Here is an 18,118-nt window from a genome sequence, read left to right as displayed (position 1 = left end):
ATCGGTCACTCCTACGCGACCGCGAGCCATGGTCGCGGCGGTGGTCAGCCGCCGACGGTGAGGTGCACGGTGACCACCTCGCCCGGCGCGATCCCCTCCGCGTGGCGCACCGCGTCCCGCAGCGGCACGAGGTACCGGCCGTCCTTCGGGAACAGCGAGGTCGTCCACCGGGTGGCGCCGACCCGCGCGGCCACCGGGATCATCCCCCAGCCGTAGGTCACCGCCGCCGAGGCGGCCTTCAATGCGGCGCTCTCCTCTGCCGGCACGCCGACGAAGTGGTAGGGTGCCGGGCCGCGCCAGTACCGCACCTCGCCGCTGAACTCCAGCTCCATCCGGCCAGGATAGGGACCGGGTGCGACACGGCTCAGGCCCACGGGCTGTGGGTGCCGTCGAACTCCTCGAAGACCAGCCAGGTGCGGGTGGACTTCACCCCCGGGATGCTCTGCACCTGCCCCAGCACCACGTCCCGCAGCGCCGCGTTGTCCGGCGCGCGAACCAGCGCCAGCACGTCGTGGTCACCCCCGAGCAGCGCGGCGTGCGCGATGTAGCGCACCCGGGCCAGCTGCGCCGACACCTCGCGCCAGGTGTTCTGCTCGATCGTCAACGCGACGTACGCGGAGGTGCCCAGCCCGGCCTGCTCCGGGGCGACCTGCGCGGCGAATCCGGTGATCACCCCGTCCCGCAGCAACCGCTCGATCCTGGCGTAGGCGTTGGTGCGCGACACGTGTACCCGTTCGGCGAGCGTCCGGATCGACATCCGGCCGTCGCCGACCAGTTCAGCGACGATCTGCCGGTCCACCTCGTCGAGCGGGTGGGCCGTTCGTCCCGCCCCGGCGGACAACTCGACGCCCGGTTGGTCATTCTGGCTCACTGATTCGCCTCCTGACGGCCAAACGTCCCGGCTTTTGCATTGATCTTGAGTCAACCATCCGCACCGTCGAGCATAGGGCCACCACACGTCCAGGAGGTTCCGCCGTGACGACCACATCTCGGGCGGTCCGCCGGGCACCGTCGCCCTCCCGTCGCGCGGCCACCCCGCCCGACCCGGCGCGCGAGCTGCTGCCCAGCGCGGAGCCGGTCCGCATGCTCGACCCCAGCGGCACGCCGCTGCCCACCACCCTCACCGAACCCGACCTCGACCAGTTGCGGGAAATGCACCGGCGCATGGTCGTCGGCCGCCGCTTCGACGCCCAGTCCACCGCCCTGACCAAGCAGGGCAAGCTCGCCGTCTACCCCTCCTCGCGAGGGCAGGAGGCCTGCCAGGTCGGCGCGGTGCTCGCCCTGCGGGAGGACGACTGGGTCTTCCCGACCTACCGCGAGTCGACGGCGCTGGTCTCCCGGGGCATCGACCCGGTCGAGGTGCTCACCCTGCTGCGCGGCGACTGGCACTGCGGCTACGACCCGGCCGCCCGGCACACCGCGCCGCAGTGCACCCCGCTGGCCACCCAGTGCGTGCACGCCGCCGGTCTCGCCTACGGCGAGGCGCACCAGGGGCGGGACACCGTCGCGCTGGCCTTCATCGGCGACGGCGCGACCAGCGAGGGCGACTTCCACGAGGGGGTCAACTTCGCCGCCGTCTTCAAGGCCCCGGTGGTCTTCTTCGTCCAGAACAACAAGTACGCGATCAGCGTCCCGCTGTCCCGGCAGACCGCCGCGCCGTCCCTGGCCTACAAGGGCGTCGGATACGGCGTCCCCGCCGAGCAGGTCGACGGCAACGACCCGGTCGCCGTGCTCGCCGTGCTGACCCGCGCGGTCGCGCACGCCCGCGCCGGCAAGGGCCCCTACCTCGTCGAGGCGCACACCTACCGGATGGAGCCGCACACCAACGCCGACGACGCCACCCGCTACCGCGACGGCGCCGAGGTCGAGGTGTGGCGCGACCGGGACCCGATCGTGCGCCTGGAGGCGTACCTGCGCGCCCGGGGGGTCCTCGACGACGCGGCGGTCGCGGCGGTCACCGCCGAGGCCGAGGCGTACGCCGCCGACCTGCGGACGCGCATGCACGACAAGCCCGCCGTCGACCCGCTCAGCCTCTTCGACCACGTCTACGCCGAGCCCACCCCACAGTTGCGGGAGCAGCGCGAACAGGTTCGTGCCGAGCTGGCCGCCGACGCCGACCGGGAGGGGGAGAACTGATGGCCGCCACCACGATGGCGAAGGCGCTCAACGCCGCGCTCGCCGACGCGATGGCCGACGACGACCGGGTGCTCGTCTTCGGCGAGGACGTCGGCCAGCTCGGCGGCGTCTTCCGAATCACCGACGGGCTGCTGGCCCGCTTCGGCGACAAGCGCTGCTTCGACACCCCGCTGGCCGAGGCCGGCATCGTCGGCTTCGCGGTCGGCCTGGCCATGTCCGGGCTGCGACCGGTGGTGGAGATGCAGTTCGACGCGTTCGCGTACCCGGCGTTCGAGCAGATCGCCTCGCACGTGGCGAAGATCCGCAACCGCACCCGGGGCGCGCTCAGCGTCCCCATGGTCATCCGGGTGCCGTACGCGGGCGGCATCGGCGGGGTGGAGCACCACTGTGACTCCAGCGAGGCGTACTACGCGCACACCCCCGGGCTGAAGGTGGTCACCCCGGCCACCGTGGACGACGCGTACGCGCTGCTGCGCGCGGCGATCGACGACCCCGACCCCGTGGTCTTCCTGGAGCCGAAGAAGCTCTACTTCTCCAGCGCCGAGGCGGCGCTGCCGGCGACCGCCCCGCCGATCGGCCGGGCCGTCGTCCGGCGGGCGGGCCGCGACGCCACCCTGATCGCGTACGGGCCGGCGCTGCCGGTCGCCCTGGAGGCCGCCGAGGCCGCCCGCGAGGAGGGCTGGGACCTTGAAGTGGTCGACTGCCGCAGCATCGTCCCGTTCGACGACGAGACGGTCACCGCATCGGTACGCCGCACCGGCCGGTGCGTGGTGATCCAGGAGGCACAGGGCTTCGCCGGGGTCGGCGCGGAGATCGCCGCCCGGGTGCAGGAGCGCTGCTTCCACGCCCTGCACGCCCCGGTGCTGCGGGTCACCGGCCTGGACATCCCCTACCCGGCCCCGATGCTGGAGCACACCCACCTGCCGTCGGTGGACCGCATCCTCGACACCGTCGCCCGGTTGCAGTGGGACGACCAGCCCGACAGCCGCTGGCTGCCCCGCCTGGAAGGCAGCGCGGCATGACCACGGTGGACGGAACCCGGGTGTTCCTCCTGCCCGACCTGGGGGAGGGACTCACCGAGGCGGAGATCGTGCAGTGGCGGGTCGCCGTCGGCGACGAGGTGACGGTGGACCAGACCGTGGTCGAGGTGGAGACCGCCAAGGCGGTCGTGGACGTGCCCTGCCCGTACGCCGGTCGGGTGGTCGCCCTGCACGGCGCGGCGGGGGAGGTCCGACCGGTCGGCCAGCCGCTGATCACCGTGGCGCCGCTGGACGCGGGCCCGGCCGAGCCGGCCGGCCACGCCACCTACCGGGAGGAGGAACGCGCCGGGTCGGGCAACGTGCTGATCGGGTACGGCACCGGGCACGGCCCCGGCCGGCGGCGTCGCCGCCCCCGGCCGACGGTGGCCCCGGAGCCGGTTACCACCCGACCGACGGTGGCTTCGGAGGCGTCGTCCGCCCGGACGACCCCCGCCGTGGCGGTCGCGAACGGCACCGGTGGCTCCGACCGGGGCGGGCTCGGAACGGGTACCGGCTCTCCGGTCATCTCGCCGATCGTCCGGCGGCTGGCCCGGGACCACGGCATCGACGCCACCACCCTGCGCGGCACCGGCCCCGGAGGTGTGGTCCGGCGGGCCGACGTGGAGGCCGCGCTCGCCGCGGCGGCCACCCCGCCGGTAATTGCGACGGCGGGGTCCCACCCGGCCCCGGTTCCCGCCGCCGAGGACCTGGTCATCCCGCTGACCGGGGTCCGCAAGGTCATCGCCGACAAGCTCTCCCGCAGCCGGCGGGAGATCCCCGAGGTCACCATCTGGGTCGACGTCGACGCCACCGGCCTGCTGGAGACCCGGGCGGCGATCAACGCCGCCAACCCGGACCGGCCGGTCAGCATCCTGGCCCTGATGGCCCGGATCTGCCTGTCCGGGCTGCGCCGGTTCCCGCAGCTCAACGCCCGGGTGGACGGCGAGGCGCAACGGATCGTCCAGTCGGCCGGGGTGCACCTGGGGATCGCCGCGCAGACCGACCGGGGGCTCGTCGTCCCGGTGCTGCGGGACGCCCAGCGACTCACCACCGCCCAACTCGCCGCCGCGCTGACCGAGACCACCGCGGCGGCCCGCGCCGGCACCCTCCCGCCGGCCCGGCTCACCGGAGGCACCTTCACCCTGAACAACTACGGGGTGTTCGGCGTCGACGGCTCCACCCCGATCATCAACCATCCGGAGGCGGCGCTGCTCGGGATCGGCCGGATCGTGGACAAGCCCTGGGTGGTCGACGGGCAGCTCGCGGTCCGCAAGGTCACCCAGCTCAGCCTGACCTTCGACCACCGGGTCTGCGACGGGGGCGTGGCCGGTGGCTTCCTGCGGCACGTCGCCGACTGCGTCGAACGGCCCGCCGTGCTGATCGCCAACGTCTGACCGCGTCCACCCGCTCACCATCCGCCCGGTCGGTCCGGCTCACCTCCGGGGCCGGCCGGGCGTGCTCGTCCACCCGGCTGTGGCCGCCCGGGTCGGTCCGGGACGTTCCCGACCGGCCGCCGGGACCGGTGCCGCCCGAACCGCCCGTCGACGACCGCCACGGGAAGGACGGGACACCGGCACGCAGCGGGCTCCCCCCGGACCGACCGGGCCGTTCCCCCACATCCGGTCAATTCTCGCCAATGATGGCGGGTAATTGCGCGGACGATTCTGCGGAAATTGCGCCGAGCGTCGAGCGGCAGTGGTGACAATGTGCCGGAGGGAAACGGGAACGGGGGGAGAACCATGGAGTGGAGGCGGCGGATCAGACTGTCCGCGGTGACCATGACGGCGACCGCGTTGGCACTCGGCGGGTGCACGGCGGAGCGGGCGTCGGAGAAGAAGGAGGCGGCGGCCCGGGTGCCGTTGGACCTGGCCGTGACGCCCGCCGACCGGACCCGGGACGTACCGATCAGCGCCGAGGTCGGCATCGCGGTCCGTGGGGGCAAGGTCAAGGAGGTCCGGATCCGGGACGACAAGGGGACGCAGGTCCGCGCCGAGCCCCGTGAGGACGGTTCGGCCTGGGTGCCGGCCGCGCCGCTGGCGCACCGCCGGACGTACACCGCCGAGGTGACCGCGAGCAATGACGCGGGCGAGACCGCCACGCGCAGCACGACCTTCACCACCGCCGCGAAATCGAACGCCCCGGCAATTACCAGCACGCTCTACTTCGCCGGAAACCGGACGTACGGAACCGCGATGCCGGTAACCGTGGCGTTCGACCCGCCTATTCCGAAAGAGGCCAGAGACGAGGTCCAGCGCCGGTTGTTCGTCCGGACCGACCCGCCGCAGCCGGGCACCTGGTCGTGGCTGGAGGACGGCAGCCAGGTCTACTACCGGGCACCGGACTTCTGGCGGCCGGGCACCAGCATCAGCGTCCGTTCCGCTCTGGAGGGCCTGCCGATCGGTCGGGACCGCGTCGGGGACGCCGACCGGCGGGCCACCTCGCAGATCGGCCGCCAGGTGGCGCTGGAGATCGACAACGCCACCAAGCAGATGTCGGTGTTCCAGGACGGTCGGCTCCTGCGCCGGATCCCGGTGAGTCTCGGCAAGCCGAGCACGCCCAGTTCCAGCGGCCGGATGGTGATCATGGAGAAGCACGAGCGGACCACCTTCGACACCCGGGGTGAACCGAACGGCGGCTACGTGGTCGACGTGGACGACGCCCAGCGCTACACCTGGGGCGGTGAGTTCATCCACTCCGCCCCGTGGTCGGAGGGGGACCAGGGCAACACCAACGTCTCGCACGGCTGCGCCAACGTGTCCGCCAGCGCCGCCGACTGGTTGATGGGCATCACCCAGGTCGGGGACCTGATCACGGTGAAGGGCACCGAGGTGCCGTTGCAGCCGGGCAACGGCTGGACCGCCTGGAACGTCAGCTGGGAGGAGTTCGTGAAGGGCAGCGCCCTGCCGGTGCCGGGAAACCTGCGGCCCGCGCCGACCGGTAGTCCGGCGGCGCCGGCCGCCGGGGCGACGCCCGGTCCCGCCTCCACCGGCAGCGGCGGCTGACCCCGTCCGGCACCGGTCCGTCAGCCGGTGCCGTGACCTCCGGCGGGCCCGGCGTACGGTGTCGGGCCCGGCCGGGCGTCGTGGCAGGTCCGACCGGGTGGCGGACCTGCGACAACGCCCTGGTGCGGCATCATGATCTCATCGGGTGGCACCCGGGGGGAGTCAGTCATGCGTGTCCGTGCCGTCGGCGCCGTCGACCTCATCTGGGACGAGCAACCGCCCTACGACGACCGCGCGGGTGGCCGGCTGGCCCGGGTCGTCGTGACCAAGGAGTTCCAGGGGGATCTCCAAGCCTCCAGCGTCGCCCACCTGCTCAAGGCCGAGTCGGCCCGGCCGGGCTCGGGCGGCTACGTCGGCCTGGAACGGGTGGTGGGCACGCTGCACGGCCGGCCGGGCAGCTTCGTCCTCCAGCACTGCGGGGTGATGGACCGGGGCACGGGCTCGCTGACCATCCAGGTGGTCCCGGACACCGGCACGGGGGAGCTGGCCGGGCTGACCGGCACCATGGAGATCCTGCTGGTCGACGGCGAGCACGGGTTCACCTTCGACTACACCGTCGGGAGCTGACGGCGTGGCGGCGCCGGCACCGGCGGGTGGAGCAGGTCCTCCTCCGGGAGGGTGAGGGGTTTTCCCGGACCCGACCCGGGGCGTACCCGGGGATCGGCCCGCGGCAGGAGGAAAGTGTCGGTCCGACCGCCTAGATTCGAGGTCATGAGGCAGCGCAGCGACCGGCTCGAGGTCGAGGTCAGCATCGGTGACCGGGTGGTCGACGTGCGGGTGGCCGGCGAGATAGACATCGCCACGGTGGCCCAGTTCCGGTCGGTGCTCTGGGCCCAGCCGCCCCGGCCGCTGCTGCGACTCGACCTCTCCGCCGTGCCGGTCTTCTCGGCTGCCGCGATCCGCACTCTGGTCGCCGCCCACCTGGGCGTCCGGGCCCGGGGCGGGGAGCTGGTGCTGGTCGACCCGCACCCGATGATCCTGCGGGTGCTCCACGGCACCGGCCTGCACCGGGTCATCCCGGTGGAGGACGCGCCGCGACTCACCTTGCCCGCCGGACGGCCCCCGGCGGAGGCCCTGCGCACGTCCCGGCCGGACCAGCACGCCGACGTGCCGGCGTCCACCCCGCCCGGCGACGCGGTGCCCTTCGCCGCCGGTCCGGTGCGGCGGTCGTGGGCGGCCACCGACGCGTCCCGCTCCCGGGTGCCGGCCGACCGGCGCTCGTCGCCGGTGGGCCGGACGCGCCCGGTCCCGCCCTACCGGCCTCTCGCAGCGGTCTGACCGGCGTCCCGCCGCGCGGCGGGACCGCCGGCGCACCGGCGACCCCGACACGCGCGGGTCAGCGGACGCCGAGCAGGTCCACCACGAAGACCAGCGTCTCGCCCGGCTTGATGACACCCCCGGCGCCCCGGTTGCCGTAGCCCAGGTGCGGCGGGATGGTGAGCCGGCGTCGGCCGCCGACCCGCATCCCCGCCACGCCCTGGTCCCAGCCGGCGATGACCTGGCCGGCGCCGAGCCCGAACTGGAAGGTCTCGCCCCGGTTCCAGGAGGCGTCGAACTCCCGTCCGGTGGAGTGGGCCACCCCGACGTAGTGCACGGTGACCACCTGCCCCCGCTCCGCCTCGGGGCCATCGCCGACCGTGATGTCCTCGACGACCAGATCGGCGGGCGGGGCACCCTCGATCGGACCCACCTCGGGCTTGTTCATCCTGGCTCTCCTGCCTCGCGGGATCACTGTCCCGGTCGATCCTGCCGGATCGTCAACCGCCGATGTCCGGCAGGACGGCCGAGCCCCCGGCTCCCCGGGTGGGCGGGCCGGGCCGCCGGCTCCCCGGGTGGGCGGGCCGGGCCGCCGGCGCGGACACGACACGGCGGACGTCACCGGGTGGTGACGTCCGCCGTGGTGCCGGTGGTGGTCAGCGCAGCCAGGGGAACCGCTGGACGAGGGGGAGCTTCGCCCAGGCCCGGCCGAGGCCGAGGGTGTCACCGGCGGCGACCAGCGCGAGACCGGCCAGCAGGGCCGCGTTGATCAGGTGCTCGTCCACGAGGGGGTTGTTCTCGGGAGGCAGGACCACCGTCCACATCATCACGTAGAGCAGGCCACCGGCGACGGCCGCGATCCGCATGCCGATGCCGAGCAGCAGGGCCAGGCCGATGCCGAGCAGGCCCGCCATGAACAGCCAGTCGGCCCAGACCGCGCCGGCGATGTCGTGGTAGAGGCCCTGGAACGGTCCCTCGGCGCCGAAGGCCAGGAAGCCCCTGGTCGGGCTGCCCCCGTCGATCCAGGCGTTCTTCGCCTCGGTGGCGAAGCCGAGGCCGAAGGTCTTGTCGAGGAAGGCCCAGAGGAAGGTCCACCCCAGCGCGATCCGGATGCCGGCGAAGACGTACCGGGCGGCCCGGGTCCGGGCAGCCCCCGCCGCCGGGATTCCGTTCCGTCGGGTCGCCGCCGGGGTGGTGGTGCGGGTGGTGGTCCGCTCGATCGTGGCGGTCATGGTGTCCACGTCCTTCCTCGTGCCTCGCACCGCTTCCCGGTGACGAATCCATTCCATCCCTTCCCGGTCGCCGGGAGCAGGGCCGTCCGGTCCCGGGTCCGGCGGGACCTTCGCCCCCTTCCCGGGGGTCCTTCGCGGGCCGGAGGTCCCGGGGGCTTCCGGTGCGTTCGCCTCTGCCCCGCCCGACGGTGGCGGCCGTAGCGTCCGGTGTGCACGGACGACAGGGAGGTCGGCATGAGAACGTGGCAGGTGGGCGACGTGATGACCGTGGACGTCGCGACGGTCGACGGAGAGACCCCGTACCGGGAGGTCGTCGACCTGCTGGTCCGGCGGGGGATCAGCGCGGTCCCGGTGGTGGACGGCTTCCGCCGGGTGCGCGGCGTGGTCTCCGAGGCGGACCTGCTGCACAAGGTCGAGCGGGCCGGTCGTCCGGACGAGCGTCGGATCTTCGAGGGGCGGCGTCGCCGCGACGCGCGGGTCAAGGCCGACGCGATGGTGGCCGAGGAGCTGATGACCGCGCCGGCGGTCACCACGTACCCCGGGGCGTCCCTGCCGGCGGCGGCCCGGCTGATGGACCGGGAACAGGTCAAGCGACTGCCCGTGCTGGACGACCTGGGCCGGCTGGTCGGCATCGTCACCCGCGCGGACCTGTTGCGGGTGCACCTGCGTCGGGACTCGGAGATCCGCGAGGACGTGGTGCAGGAGGTGCTGCGCCGGGTGCTCGCCGTCCGGGACGGGCTGGTCACCGTCCGGGTGCGGCACGGCGAGGTAACCCTGGACGGCCGGGTCGACCGACGCAGCTCCGCCGAGCTGGCGGTCCGCCTCGCCGGGCAGGTCAGCGGGGTGACCCGGGTGATCGGCACCCTCGGCTACGACGAGGACGACATCGTCACCCCGCACTTGGCGCCCGGAGTCACCCCGGTGGCGTGACTGCCGGTCGCTCAACCTGGGTGCGCGGTCGCTCAACCGGGGTGCGTGAGCCGCCGGTCGAGTTGCGCCGCGAGCACCGTGGGCGCCTCGGCCAGCGACGGGCCGTACCAGGTCAGGTGCCGGCCGGAGAGAAGCGCGCAGGGCACGCCGGGAAAGGCGTCCGGGCCGTCCTCGGCGGTGAACCGGTACGGCTCGTCCGGCAGCACCACCAGCTCCGGCCCGTGGTCGCGCAGCTCGTCGAGGCCGGGGCGGGGGTAGCGGTCCGGATGGTCGGCGTAGAGGTTGCGCACGCCGAGGCGGTGCAGCACGTCCCCGGCGAAGGTGTCACCGCCGAGCACCACCCACGGCCGGCGCCAGACCGGCACGACCGCGCGTCGGGGCCCGGCCGGGGTCGGCGGGGTCGTCCAGGCGCGCCGGGCGGCGGCCAGCCACTCCGGTTCGCCGGACGCGCCGAGCTCACCGAGCAGGTCGCCCAGCTCGGTGAGGGCCTGCGGCACGGTGCGGGGATAGGTGACGCGCACCGGTACGCCGGCGGCGGCCAGGGCGTCGGCGTCCTCGCGGCGGTTCTCCTCGACGTTGAGCAGCACGACGTCCGGGCGGAGCGCGACGACCCGGTCGAGGTCCGGGTACTTGCTGCCGCCGACCCGGGTGACGGTCAGGTCGGCGGGGTGGGTGCACCAGTCGGTCGCGCCGACCAGCACGCCGGGAAGGGTGACCGCCACCGCCTCGGTGAGCGACGGCACCAGGGACACCACGCGCACGTCCGCACCTCCCCGTCCCGACCGGTCCGTCCATCTTGCGCGCGATCGCGATCTGGTGGAACCGGGACCTGTCGTCGACGTCGATGATGCCCGATCCGGTCGTCGGCCGTTGCCTGGCCTCTACAACGTTGTAATACTCCCGGTGTCATCCGGAGGAGGCTGCATGCGACACGACGACGGCACCATGCCCACGAGCCCGCCGTACGATGCGGAGGAAGCCGGCGAGACGCAGGTGGAGGCGCTCGGCGACCTGTACCGCGACGGGATCACCGCCTGCCGGGGCGCCTTCCCGGTCGAGTGGGTCGACCAGGTCCGCGAGGACGTCGACGCCGCGTTCGCCGAGGCCCGGTCCCGTCCCGACGGCGCCGTCGGCCGTGGCCCCCAGCGCTGGTACGTGGAGATCCATCCCGAGCAGCTGCGCGGCTTCGTCGACCTGGTCACCCATCCCTGGGTGGTGGGGGTGTGCCGGGCGGTGCTCGGACCGCGTTACGAGATCGTCGAGTTGGGCTTCGACACCCCGTTCCCCGGTGCTGCGCACCAGCCCTGGCACCGGGACTTTCCGATGCCCGACGAGACCCGGCAGCAGCGGCGTCTCACGTCGCTCGCCTTCAACCTCACCACCGTCGACACGGTGGAGGAGATGGGCCCCTTCGAGATCGCCCCGGGCACCCAGTGGGACGACCACGCCGACCTCGACCACGGCATGTTCCCGCCGCGGGCACGCTACCCCCGTTACGAGCGACGCGCGGTTCGCAAGTATCCGCAGCGCGGCGACATCTCGGCCCGGTCGGCGCTGACCATCCACCGCGGCACCCCGAACGTCTCCGCCGTCGCGCGACCGGTGCTGGTGCTCGGCGTCGACGCCCCCGGCGCCGGTAACGCCGCCCGGCACGACATGGCGGTCACCCGGGACTACTGGGAGCGCCTGCCGGCGCTGGTTCGTGAGCACCTGCCCTGCCCGGTGGTGGAGACCCTGACCCCGATCCGGCAGAAGCACACCATCGAGGGGTTGGTGATGGGGGTCTGAGCCCGTCCCCGACCCGGCGGCGGCGCGCCGGAGGCGTCCACCGTTCGGCGCGCTGCACCGTCGGGTGGGCCGCCCGGCGGGTGGCCCCCGACTCCGTCCTACACTCTGGCCCGGCACCGAGGGATGGAACGTGGGACAGATGACGAGCACCGGACCCGACGACGGCTCCCGGCTGCGTCCGCTCGCCGCCGGACGTGGCCCCCTCCTGGAGCGCGGTGGCCATGTCGTGCACACCACCCGCCGCCTCGGTGAGCTGGTGTCGGGACGTCCGCCGGGGATCACCGGCCACCAGTGGAGCACAGCCGGCCGGGCCACCCTCGACGTCGTGGTGTGTGACGGCGGCACCGGACGACCGGTGTTCGCCGTGGAGTTCACCACCCCGGCGGCGGAGGCGCAACGCGAGATCCGGATGCGCGACGCGGTCTACGCGGCGGTCGGCCTGGCGGTGCTCCGGATCCAGTCCGCCACCCTGCGGCCCGGTCCGCACGCGCGCCGGGTGGCGGAGTACCTGATAGACGCCCGTGGCTACGCCGCCGGCATGCCGGAACCGGGCGATCCGGAGGCCGAGCAGCCGGTGGGGTTCCGGGACATCGTCGGCCGACTGCCCGACGGGCGCAGCGGCCACGTCAACGACCTGGGCGCGATCGCCCGTGCCGCCGCGGTCGAGGCGTACGTCGCCCGGCAGCTCGTCGACCCCATCGTGCGTGGCCTGCACGTGCGCTGGACGAACGGCCCTGTCGAGGGCTGGGCCTGGGCCGAGGTGCGTCCCGGCCGGTGCCTGGTCGAGCGGGTCCTGCTCTGGGAACACCGCTTCTCCTGCGGGGTCGACGCCGCGCGGCTGGCCGGGGACCTGGCCGTCACCGCGATCGGTGAGCACCTGCGTCGGATCGACGCCCGGGAACCGGACCTGGTGCCTCGACGTGACCTCGGACGGGACTTCGACCGGCTGCGGTCCCGTCGTGGCGAGATGGCGCACCGGTTCGACTTCGACCATCTCACCTTCGACTGACTCCGCGCGGGGTCCCCACCGGCCGGGCCGCGCCCGAACCGGTGGACGCCGGGAAGGGCGGGCCGCGGCCCCGGTCCGTCGGGCGGGCGAACGTGAAAGGACATCGTCGGCAGTCGACGCGTTCCGGGTCCACGAATACCGCTCGCCCACGGTCCGGTGGGAAGGGGGCCCGCCGGCGGTTCCGTCGCCTCCGGCTGTCACGTGGCCGGCACGCTCGGTGCTCCGGCCGGCGGACGTCCGGTGCCCGGCGCGAACGCCCGGCCACGGTTCTGCGTGACCGTGTCGACCACGACCCCCGGAGGGCCGGACGTCGGCCGGCCGGACCGGTCGACGCGGTACCGGGACGGTGGTGACCGCGTGCCATCGGCCCTGGCCAGCGGAGGCCGTGCGGCGCGGAAAGCGGGCGACGGACCCCGGCGGACCGGTGGAAAGGGTGGCCCGGCCGACGCCGGTGATTTCCCAGCGTGACGTCCGGGCTCCGGATGGTTATGCGGGCCGGTTGATCAGCGGTTCTTGTACGCCTCGACGACCGACACGGGGATGCGGCCACGCTCGGAAATCTCGTAGCCGTTCTTCGTGGCCCATTCGCGGATCGCGCGGTTCTGCTCACGATCCATTCCGGACGTCGCCGGACGCCCCGGACGGCGGGCTCCCCGGTTGCTCTCCACGACGCCCCGGCCGATGCGACGGCCAGCGGCGATGTAGGGGTCCAGAGCCTTACGCAGGACCCCCGCGTTTTCGTCCGACACATCGATGGTGTACATGACGCCGTCGAGCCCGAACTCGACCGTCCGGTCGGCCTTTCCGCCGTCGAGGTCGTCCGTGAGAACTGTGATTACTTTCCTGGCCATCGTCCATTACTCCTTGCGCGTGGCGGGGTGTGGCTAAGAGTTTGACGTATCGCACGGCAAATCCGCAACAATGCGCGGCCTTCGGCATTCCATGGTGCGCACCAGGCGGGTGAAAACCCGCCCCGGCATGGAAATTGCCAGTCGGCGGGTCTGGCCGCCGGCCGTCCCCGAACCTCACCGGGTGGCGTCCGGGAACCCACACCGTGATGGCGAATACCGTTCAGGCGCCGAGCAGTCCCGCATGGCCCGCGAGCGCGGCTGCCTCCGTCCGGTTGGCCATCCGGAGTTTACGCAACAGCGAAGCGGTCATCCGCTTCGCAGGCCGTTCCGAGACGTGCAGCTCATCGCCGACCTCGACGGCGCTGAGCCCGACGGCGACGAGTTGCGGCAGCCGCGGCTCCGCGGCGTCCAGGTCGGCCGTCCTGGGCAGGGGGGTGTGCAGCAGGGCACCCGGAAACGCTCGTCCCGCCTGCCCCGGGCCGTGGCGTGGGTCACACGCCGGAACAAGGTGACCGTGCGTTGACTTGAGTCAGGCACGCTCAAGTCAACGCAATGGCAGGTGTTCGATGGCAACTCTTCCCGTACTGCCCCTGACCGACACCGTCCTGCTGCCCGGCATGGTCATCCCGGTGACCCTCGACCCGACGACCCAGGCCGCGGTCGACGCGGCCCGCGCCACCGGCGACCAGAAGCTGCTCGCCGTACCCCGTATCGACGGCGAGTACGGCCCGGTCGGCGCGGTCGCCACCATCGAGAAGGTCGGCCGGCTGCCCAGCGGCGAACCGGCCGCCGTCGTCCGTGGCCTGACCCGGGCCCGGATCGGCTCCGGCGTCCCCGGACCCGGCGCCGCCCTCTGGGTCGAGGCCACCGAACTGCCCGAACCCGCGCCCGCCGGCCGGGCCCGGGAACTCGCCCGCGAGTACCGGGCGCTGATGACCTCGGTGCTCCAGCAACGCGGCGCCTGGCAGGTCATCGACGCGATCGAGCGGATGACCGACCTGTCGGAACTCGCCGACTCCGCCGGCTACGTCTCCTGGCTCACCCTCGGCCAGAAGACCCAGCTGCTCGCCGCCCCGGACGTCACGGCCCGGCTCGAACTCCTGGTGAACTGGGTCCGGGACCACCTCGCCGAGCAGGAGGTCAGCGAGCGGATCAACAACGACGTCCGCGAGGGGCTGGAGAAGTCCCAGCGGGAGTTCCTGCTCCGCCAGCAGCTTGCCGCGATCCGCAAGGAACTCGGCGAGGACGAGCCGGACGGCTCCGCCGACTACCGGGCCCGGGTCGAGGCCGCCGACCTGCCGGAGAAGGTCCGCGAGGCGGCACTGCGCGAGGTCGGCCGGCTGGAACGGGCCAGTGACGCCTCGCCGGAGGCCGGCTGGATCCGTACCTGGCTGGACACCGTCCTGGAGATGCCCTGGACCACCCGTACCGAGGACGACACCGACCTGGCCGCGGCCCGCGCCGTGCTCGACGCCGACCACGCCGGCCTGGCCGACGTCAAGGACCGCATCCTGGAGTACCTCGCGGTGCGCAACCGGCGCGCCGAGCGGAACCTCGGCGTGGTCGGCGGACGCGGCTCCGGCGCGGTGCTCGCCCTCGCCGGCCCGCCCGGCGTCGGCAAGACCAGCCTCGGCGAGTCGGTGGCCCGCGCCCTCGGCCGGAAGTTCGTCCGGGTCTCCCTCGGCGGCGTCCGCGACGAGGCCGAGATCCGTGGACACCGGCGCACCTACGTCGGCGCGCTGCCCGGCCGGATCGTCCGGGCGCTGCGCGAGGCGGGCTCGATGAACCCGGTCGTGCTCCTCGACGAGGTCGACAAGCTCGCCGCCGGGTACGCCGGCGACCCCGCCGCCGCCCTGCTGGAGGTGCTCGACCCGGCACAGAACCACACCTTCCGCGACCACTACCTCGAGGTCGACCTCGACCTGTCCGACGTGCTCTTCCTCGCCACCGCGAACGTGGTGGAGAGCATCCCCGGCCCGCTGCTGGACCGGATGGAGCTGGTCACCCTCGACGGCTACACCGAGGAGGAGAAGGTGGCCATCGCCCGGGACCACCTGCTGCCCCGGCAGCGGGACCGGGCCGGGCTGACCGCCGAGGAGGTGACGATCACCGACGCCGCGCTGGCCCGGATCGCCGCCGAGCACACCCGCGAGGCGGGCGTACGGCAGCTCGACCGGGCCCTGGCGAGGATCCTGCGCAAGGTCGCCGTGACGCTGGCGACCGAGCCGGGACCGCTCCACGTCGACGTCGACGACCTGGCCCGCTACCTGGGCCGCCCGAGGTTCACGCCTGAGTCGGCGGAACGTACCGCTGTCCCGGGCGTGGCCACCGGCCTGGCCGTCACCGGCGCCGGGGGTGACGTCCTCTTCGTCGAGGCGACCGGCATGGACGGCGAGCCGGGGCTGACCCTGACCGGGCAGCTCGGCGACGTGATGAAGGAGTCCGCGCACATCGCGCTGTCGTACCTGCGCTCACACGGTCGCCAGCTCGGCCTGGACCCGAACGCCCTCGCCGGGCGGCGGATCCACCTGCACGTACCGGCCGGGGCGGTGCCCAAGGACGGTCCGAGCGCGGGCATCACCATGGTCACCGCGCTCGCCTCGCTGGCCAGCGGTCGACCGGTCCGGCCCGAGGTCGGGATGACCGGCGAGGTGACCCTCTCCGGCCGGGTGCTGCCCATCGGCGGGGTGAAGCAGAAACTGCTCGCCGCGCACCGGGCCGGCCTGACCGAGGTGGTCGTCCCGGCCCGCAACGCGCCGGACCTCGACGACCTGCCGACCGAGGTCCGCGAGGCGCTCACCATCCACACCCTCGCCGACGTGGCGGACGTGCTCGCCGTGGCGCTGCGTCCCGCCGACGCCGACACCCGCACCGGTCCCGCGCTCGCCGCGGCCTGACCGGGTTGGTTGGTAGCAGGGGTCCCTTGCAGTGCCCAGGGCACTGCAAGGGACCCCTGCTCGGCAGAAAGCGGTAACAGGGGACCCCTGCTACCACCCTGCAACCACGCGAGGCGTGGGTCAGCGCTGGTCGCGGTCGCGGCGTACGGTCGCCTTGCGGCCCTTGATGGTGCTCTCGCGCAGCCCGGCGATCACCTCGTCGGCCACCGCCTGGGGCACCTCCACCAGGGAGAACCGGTCGGCGATCTCGATCGAGCCGATGTCCCGGCCGCTGAGCCGGGTCTCCCCGGTGATCGCCCCGACCAGGTCCTGGGGACGGACCCCGGCCCGCCGGCCCAGCCCGATGAAGACCTGGGTCGTCCCGCCCGCGCGGGGCCGGGACGGACGGCGCTCGCCCCGGGCCTCGTATCCCGGCCGGGTCTCGCGGGGAGCGCGGACGGGCGCCTGCGGGATCTCCTCCTCGTCGTCGGCGCCCGGCCCGGCGGCCTCGTGCGCGAGTTTCACCGCCGCGAGCGCGACCTCGATCATGTCGAACTCGTCGGACAGCGACTCGACGATCACCCGGAACGGCTCCAGGTCGTCCTCCAGCAGGCTCTCCCGCAGCGCCGCCTGGGTCAGCTCCAGCCGTCGGGTACGCAGGTCGGCCACCGTGGGAATCTTGTCGATGACGATCCGCTGGCCGGTCACCCGTTCGATGGTCTTGAGCATCCGGTGCTCGCGGGGCTCGGCGAGGGTGATCGCCACGCCCTCGCGTCCCGCCCGGCCGACCCGGCCGATCCGGTGCACGTACGACTCGGGGGCCGACGGGACGTCGTAGTTGACCACGTGGGTGAGCTGCTCGACGTCGAGCCCCCGGGCGGCGACGTCGGTGGCCACCAGCAGGTCGGCGGTGCCGGCCCGCAGCCGCCCCATCACCCGGTCTCGCTGCTCCTGGCTCATCCCGCCGTGCAGCGCCTCGGCCCGGTAGCCCCGGCCGTTCATCGTCTCGGTGAGCCGGTCGACCTCCTCCCGGCTGCGGCAGAAGACGATGGCCGCGGTGGGGGACTCCACGTCCAGGACGCGGCCCAGCGCGGCCGGCTTGTGCGCCCGCGCCACGATGAACGCGCGCTGCCGCACCCGGGGCGTCTCCCCGGCGACGGCCGGTTCCCGGGCGATGAGGATGCGCACCGGGTCGGTCAGGTGCTGCCGGGCCATCCCGTCGATGCGCGCCGGCATGGTGGCCGAGAAGAGCACCGTCTGCCGCTGCGCGGGCGCGTGCTCCAGGATCGCCTCGATGTCCTCGGCGAACCCCATGTCGAGCATCTCGTCGGCCTCGTCGAGCACCACCGTGGCGAGGCCCCCGAGACGGAGCGTGCCCCGGGCGATGTGGTCCAGCGCCCGGCCGGGCGTGGCTACCACCACGTCCACTCCGGCGTCCAGCGCCCGCAGCTGCCGTCCGATGGGCTGCCCGCCGTAGATCGGCAGCACCCGGACCCCCAGCTCCCGCCCGTACCGGTGCAGCGCCTCGGAGACCTGCACGGCCAGCTCCCGGGTCGGGGTCAGCACCAGCGCCACCGGGTCACCCGACGCCCGATCGGCCGGCAGCCGGTGCAGCAGGGGCAGCGCGAAGGCGGCGGTCTTGCCGGTGCCGGTCGCCGCCTGCCCCAGCAGGTCACGACCGGCCAGCAGGGGAGGGATCGCCTCCCGCTGGATCGGGGTGGGCTCCTCGTAGCCGAGGGACGACAACGCGCCCAGCAACTCGGGCCGCAGCCCGAGGTCGGAGAAGGGGCTCGCCGGATCGGGGTCGCCCGGACCGGTGGAAACGGACGCTGGTTCGGGCCGTACAGGTGCGGAACTCATGCGCCAAGCCTTCCATTACCCCCGGGGGCGCGTTGCGGCGACCGGGCCACATCGGGTCCGCCGAATTCCGGCGGCACCCGACGCGGTCCCGTACGACGTCCCATCGGACGTCGTACGGGACCGTCGAGCGGGAACGCCCGGGCCGGCCGTCGGGCGGG

General features: G+C 73.6%; 18 protein-coding genes. 10 read left to right on the top strand and 8 right to left on the bottom strand.

All coding sequences use genetic code 11. The features are described 5' to 3' along the window. Positions 1 to 44: 44 nt before the first annotated feature. Both GA0070618_RS27450 and GA0070618_RS27445 read right to left on the bottom strand, forming a co-directional pair. Entirely contained in the window at positions 45 to 332 is a 288-nt protein-coding gene (locus GA0070618_RS27450; protein ID WP_088984201.1) for a DUF1905 domain-containing protein, read from the bottom strand. A 32-nt stretch (positions 333 to 364) separates the two neighbouring features. Next, positions 365 to 841 (bottom strand): Lrp/AsnC family transcriptional regulator, encoded by a 477-nt coding sequence (locus tag GA0070618_RS27445; protein ID WP_414467614.1) that lies wholly within the window; start codon positions 839 to 841, stop codon positions 365 to 367. A gap of 134 nt (positions 842 to 975) precedes the next feature. On the opposite strand from GA0070618_RS27445, the gene pdhA reads away from it, so the two are divergent. The 6 genes from pdhA (at position 976) to GA0070618_RS27415 (ending at position 7,435) form a co-directional block, all read left to right on the top strand. Next, positions 976 to 2,136: a pyruvate dehydrogenase (acetyl-transferring) E1 component subunit alpha gene (gene pdhA, locus GA0070618_RS27440; protein ID WP_088984199.1), complete on the top strand. Its 1,161-nt coding sequence runs from the start codon at positions 976 to 978 to the stop codon at positions 2,134 to 2,136. After that, positions 2,136 to 3,158: an alpha-ketoacid dehydrogenase subunit beta gene (locus GA0070618_RS27435; RefSeq protein ID WP_088984198.1), complete on the top strand. Its 1,023-nt coding sequence runs from the start codon at positions 2,136 to 2,138 to the stop codon at positions 3,156 to 3,158. The genes pdhA and GA0070618_RS27435 overlap by 1 nt, the downstream gene beginning before the upstream one ends. Further along, positions 3,155 to 4,549: a dihydrolipoamide acetyltransferase family protein gene (locus GA0070618_RS27430; RefSeq protein WP_088984197.1), complete on the top strand. Its 1,395-nt coding sequence runs from the start codon at positions 3,155 to 3,157 to the stop codon at positions 4,547 to 4,549. Before GA0070618_RS27435 ends, GA0070618_RS27430 begins: the two co-directional genes overlap by 4 nt. Positions 4,550 to 4,894: 345 nt before the next feature. After that, on the top strand, positions 4,895 to 6,157 hold the full coding sequence (locus tag GA0070618_RS27425; protein WP_088984196.1) for a L,D-transpeptidase: 1,263 nt from the start codon (positions 4,895 to 4,897) through the stop codon (positions 6,155 to 6,157). 168 nt (positions 6,158 to 6,325) lie between these two features. Then, complete coding sequence (locus tag GA0070618_RS27420) at positions 6,326 to 6,724, top strand: DUF3224 domain-containing protein (RefSeq protein WP_088984195.1); 399 nt, start codon at positions 6,326 to 6,328, stop codon at positions 6,722 to 6,724. A 144-nt stretch (positions 6,725 to 6,868) separates the two neighbouring features. Further along, a complete protein-coding gene (locus GA0070618_RS27415; protein ID WP_088984194.1) occupies positions 6,869 to 7,435 on the top strand; it encodes an anti-sigma factor antagonist in 567 nt (188 codons plus the stop codon). A 58-nt stretch (positions 7,436 to 7,493) separates the two neighbouring features. Here GA0070618_RS27415 and GA0070618_RS27410 read toward each other — a convergent pair whose 3' ends face one another. Both GA0070618_RS27410 and GA0070618_RS27405 read right to left on the bottom strand, forming a co-directional pair. After that, positions 7,494 to 7,862 (bottom strand): FKBP-type peptidyl-prolyl cis-trans isomerase, encoded by a 369-nt coding sequence (locus GA0070618_RS27410; protein ID WP_088984193.1) that lies wholly within the window; start codon positions 7,860 to 7,862, stop codon positions 7,494 to 7,496. A gap of 208 nt (positions 7,863 to 8,070) precedes the next feature. Continuing rightward, positions 8,071 to 8,646 carry a DoxX family membrane protein gene (locus GA0070618_RS27405; RefSeq protein ID WP_088985881.1) on the bottom strand — a complete coding sequence of 192 codons (576 nt, stop codon included), beginning with the start codon at positions 8,644 to 8,646 and terminating at the stop codon, positions 8,071 to 8,073. Positions 8,647 to 8,880: 234 nt separating this feature from the next. Here GA0070618_RS27405 and GA0070618_RS27400 point away from each other — a divergent pair, with 234 nt between their 5' ends. Beyond that, complete coding sequence (locus GA0070618_RS27400; RefSeq protein ID WP_088984192.1) at positions 8,881 to 9,576, top strand: CBS domain-containing protein; 696 nt, start codon at positions 8,881 to 8,883, stop codon at positions 9,574 to 9,576. Positions 9,577 to 9,608: 32 nt separating this feature from the next. Here GA0070618_RS27400 and GA0070618_RS27395 read toward each other — a convergent pair whose 3' ends face one another. Next, on the bottom strand, positions 9,609 to 10,337 hold the full coding sequence (locus GA0070618_RS27395) for a helical backbone metal receptor (protein ID WP_088984191.1): 729 nt from the start codon (positions 10,335 to 10,337) through the stop codon (positions 9,609 to 9,611). 163 nt (positions 10,338 to 10,500) lie between these two features. On the opposite strand from GA0070618_RS27395, the gene GA0070618_RS27390 reads away from it, so the two are divergent. After that, positions 10,501 to 11,364, top strand: a complete 864-nt coding sequence (locus GA0070618_RS27390; RefSeq protein ID WP_231931483.1) for a phytanoyl-CoA dioxygenase family protein — start codon at positions 10,501 to 10,503, stop codon at positions 11,362 to 11,364. A gap of 139 nt (positions 11,365 to 11,503) precedes the next feature. Next, a complete protein-coding gene (locus GA0070618_RS27385) occupies positions 11,504 to 12,373 on the top strand; it encodes a hypothetical protein (protein ID WP_088984190.1) in 870 nt (289 codons plus the stop codon). 503 nt (positions 12,374 to 12,876) lie between these two features. Here GA0070618_RS27385 and GA0070618_RS27380 read toward each other — a convergent pair. Together GA0070618_RS27380 and GA0070618_RS34980 are read right to left on the bottom strand one after the other, a co-directional pair. Beyond that, entirely contained in the window at positions 12,877 to 13,224 is a 348-nt protein-coding gene (locus GA0070618_RS27380) for a histone-like nucleoid-structuring protein Lsr2 (protein WP_088984189.1), read from the bottom strand. A gap of 220 nt (positions 13,225 to 13,444) precedes the next feature. Beyond that, positions 13,445 to 13,615, bottom strand: a complete 171-nt coding sequence (locus GA0070618_RS34980) for a LuxR C-terminal-related transcriptional regulator (protein WP_269148510.1) — start codon at positions 13,613 to 13,615, stop codon at positions 13,445 to 13,447. A gap of 175 nt (positions 13,616 to 13,790) precedes the next feature. Here GA0070618_RS34980 and lon point away from each other — a divergent pair, with 175 nt between their 5' ends. Next, the gene (lon, locus tag GA0070618_RS27365) at positions 13,791 to 16,121 is read left to right on the top strand and encodes an endopeptidase La (RefSeq protein ID WP_088984187.1); all 2,331 of its coding nucleotides are present in this window, start codon (positions 13,791 to 13,793) and stop codon (positions 16,119 to 16,121) included. Between the two features lie 120 nt (positions 16,122 to 16,241). On the opposite strand, the gene GA0070618_RS27360 is transcribed toward lon, so the two are convergent. Further along, complete coding sequence (locus GA0070618_RS27360; protein ID WP_088984186.1) at positions 16,242 to 17,960, bottom strand: DEAD/DEAH box helicase; 1,719 nt, start codon at positions 17,958 to 17,960, stop codon at positions 16,242 to 16,244. Positions 17,961 to 18,118: the final 158 nt, after the last annotated feature.

The sequence above is a fragment of the Micromonospora echinospora genome (genome assembly GCF_900091495.1).
In the GTDB taxonomy this organism is placed as follows: Bacteria; Actinomycetota; Actinomycetes; order Mycobacteriales; family Micromonosporaceae; genus Micromonospora; species Micromonospora echinospora.
Note: the sequence above shows the minus strand (reverse complement) of the source record. Positions and strands in the feature narration are given on the sequence as shown.

Excerpts from the sequence above, each read along its gene's own strand:
- GA0070618_RS27450 (WP_088984201.1), bottom strand. The coding sequence starts at position 332 with ATGGAGCTGGAGTTCAGCGGCGAGGTGCGGTACTGGCGCGGCCCGGCA.
- GA0070618_RS27435 (WP_088984198.1), top strand. The coding sequence starts at position 2,136 with ATGGCCGCCACCACGATGGCGAAGGCGCTCAACGCCGCGCTCGCCGAC.
- GA0070618_RS27430 (WP_088984197.1), top strand. The coding sequence starts at position 3,155 with ATGACCACGGTGGACGGAACCCGGGTGTTCCTCCTGCCCGACCTGGGG.
- GA0070618_RS27425 (WP_088984196.1), top strand. The coding sequence starts at position 4,895 with ATGGAGTGGAGGCGGCGGATCAGACTGTCCGCGGTGACCATGACGGCG.
- GA0070618_RS27420 (WP_088984195.1), top strand. The coding sequence starts at position 6,326 with ATGCGTGTCCGTGCCGTCGGCGCCGTCGACCTCATCTGGGACGAGCAA.
- GA0070618_RS27415 (WP_088984194.1), top strand. The coding sequence starts at position 6,869 with ATGAGGCAGCGCAGCGACCGGCTCGAGGTCGAGGTCAGCATCGGTGAC.
- GA0070618_RS27410 (WP_088984193.1), bottom strand. The coding sequence starts at position 7,862 with ATGAACAAGCCCGAGGTGGGTCCGATCGAGGGTGCCCCGCCCGCCGAT.
- GA0070618_RS27405 (WP_088985881.1), bottom strand. The coding sequence starts at position 8,646 with ATGACCGCCACGATCGAGCGGACCACCACCCGCACCACCACCCCGGCG.
- GA0070618_RS27400 (WP_088984192.1), top strand. The coding sequence starts at position 8,881 with ATGAGAACGTGGCAGGTGGGCGACGTGATGACCGTGGACGTCGCGACG.
- GA0070618_RS27390 (WP_231931483.1), top strand. The coding sequence starts at position 10,501 with ATGCGACACGACGACGGCACCATGCCCACGAGCCCGCCGTACGATGCG.
- GA0070618_RS27385 (WP_088984190.1), top strand. The coding sequence starts at position 11,504 with ATGACGAGCACCGGACCCGACGACGGCTCCCGGCTGCGTCCGCTCGCC.
- GA0070618_RS27380 (WP_088984189.1), bottom strand. The coding sequence starts at position 13,224 with ATGGCCAGGAAAGTAATCACAGTTCTCACGGACGACCTCGACGGCGGA.
- lon (WP_088984187.1), top strand. The coding sequence starts at position 13,791 with ATGGCAACTCTTCCCGTACTGCCCCTGACCGACACCGTCCTGCTGCCC.
- GA0070618_RS27360 (WP_088984186.1), bottom strand. The coding sequence starts at position 17,960 with ATGAGTTCCGCACCTGTACGGCCCGAACCAGCGTCCGTTTCCACCGGT.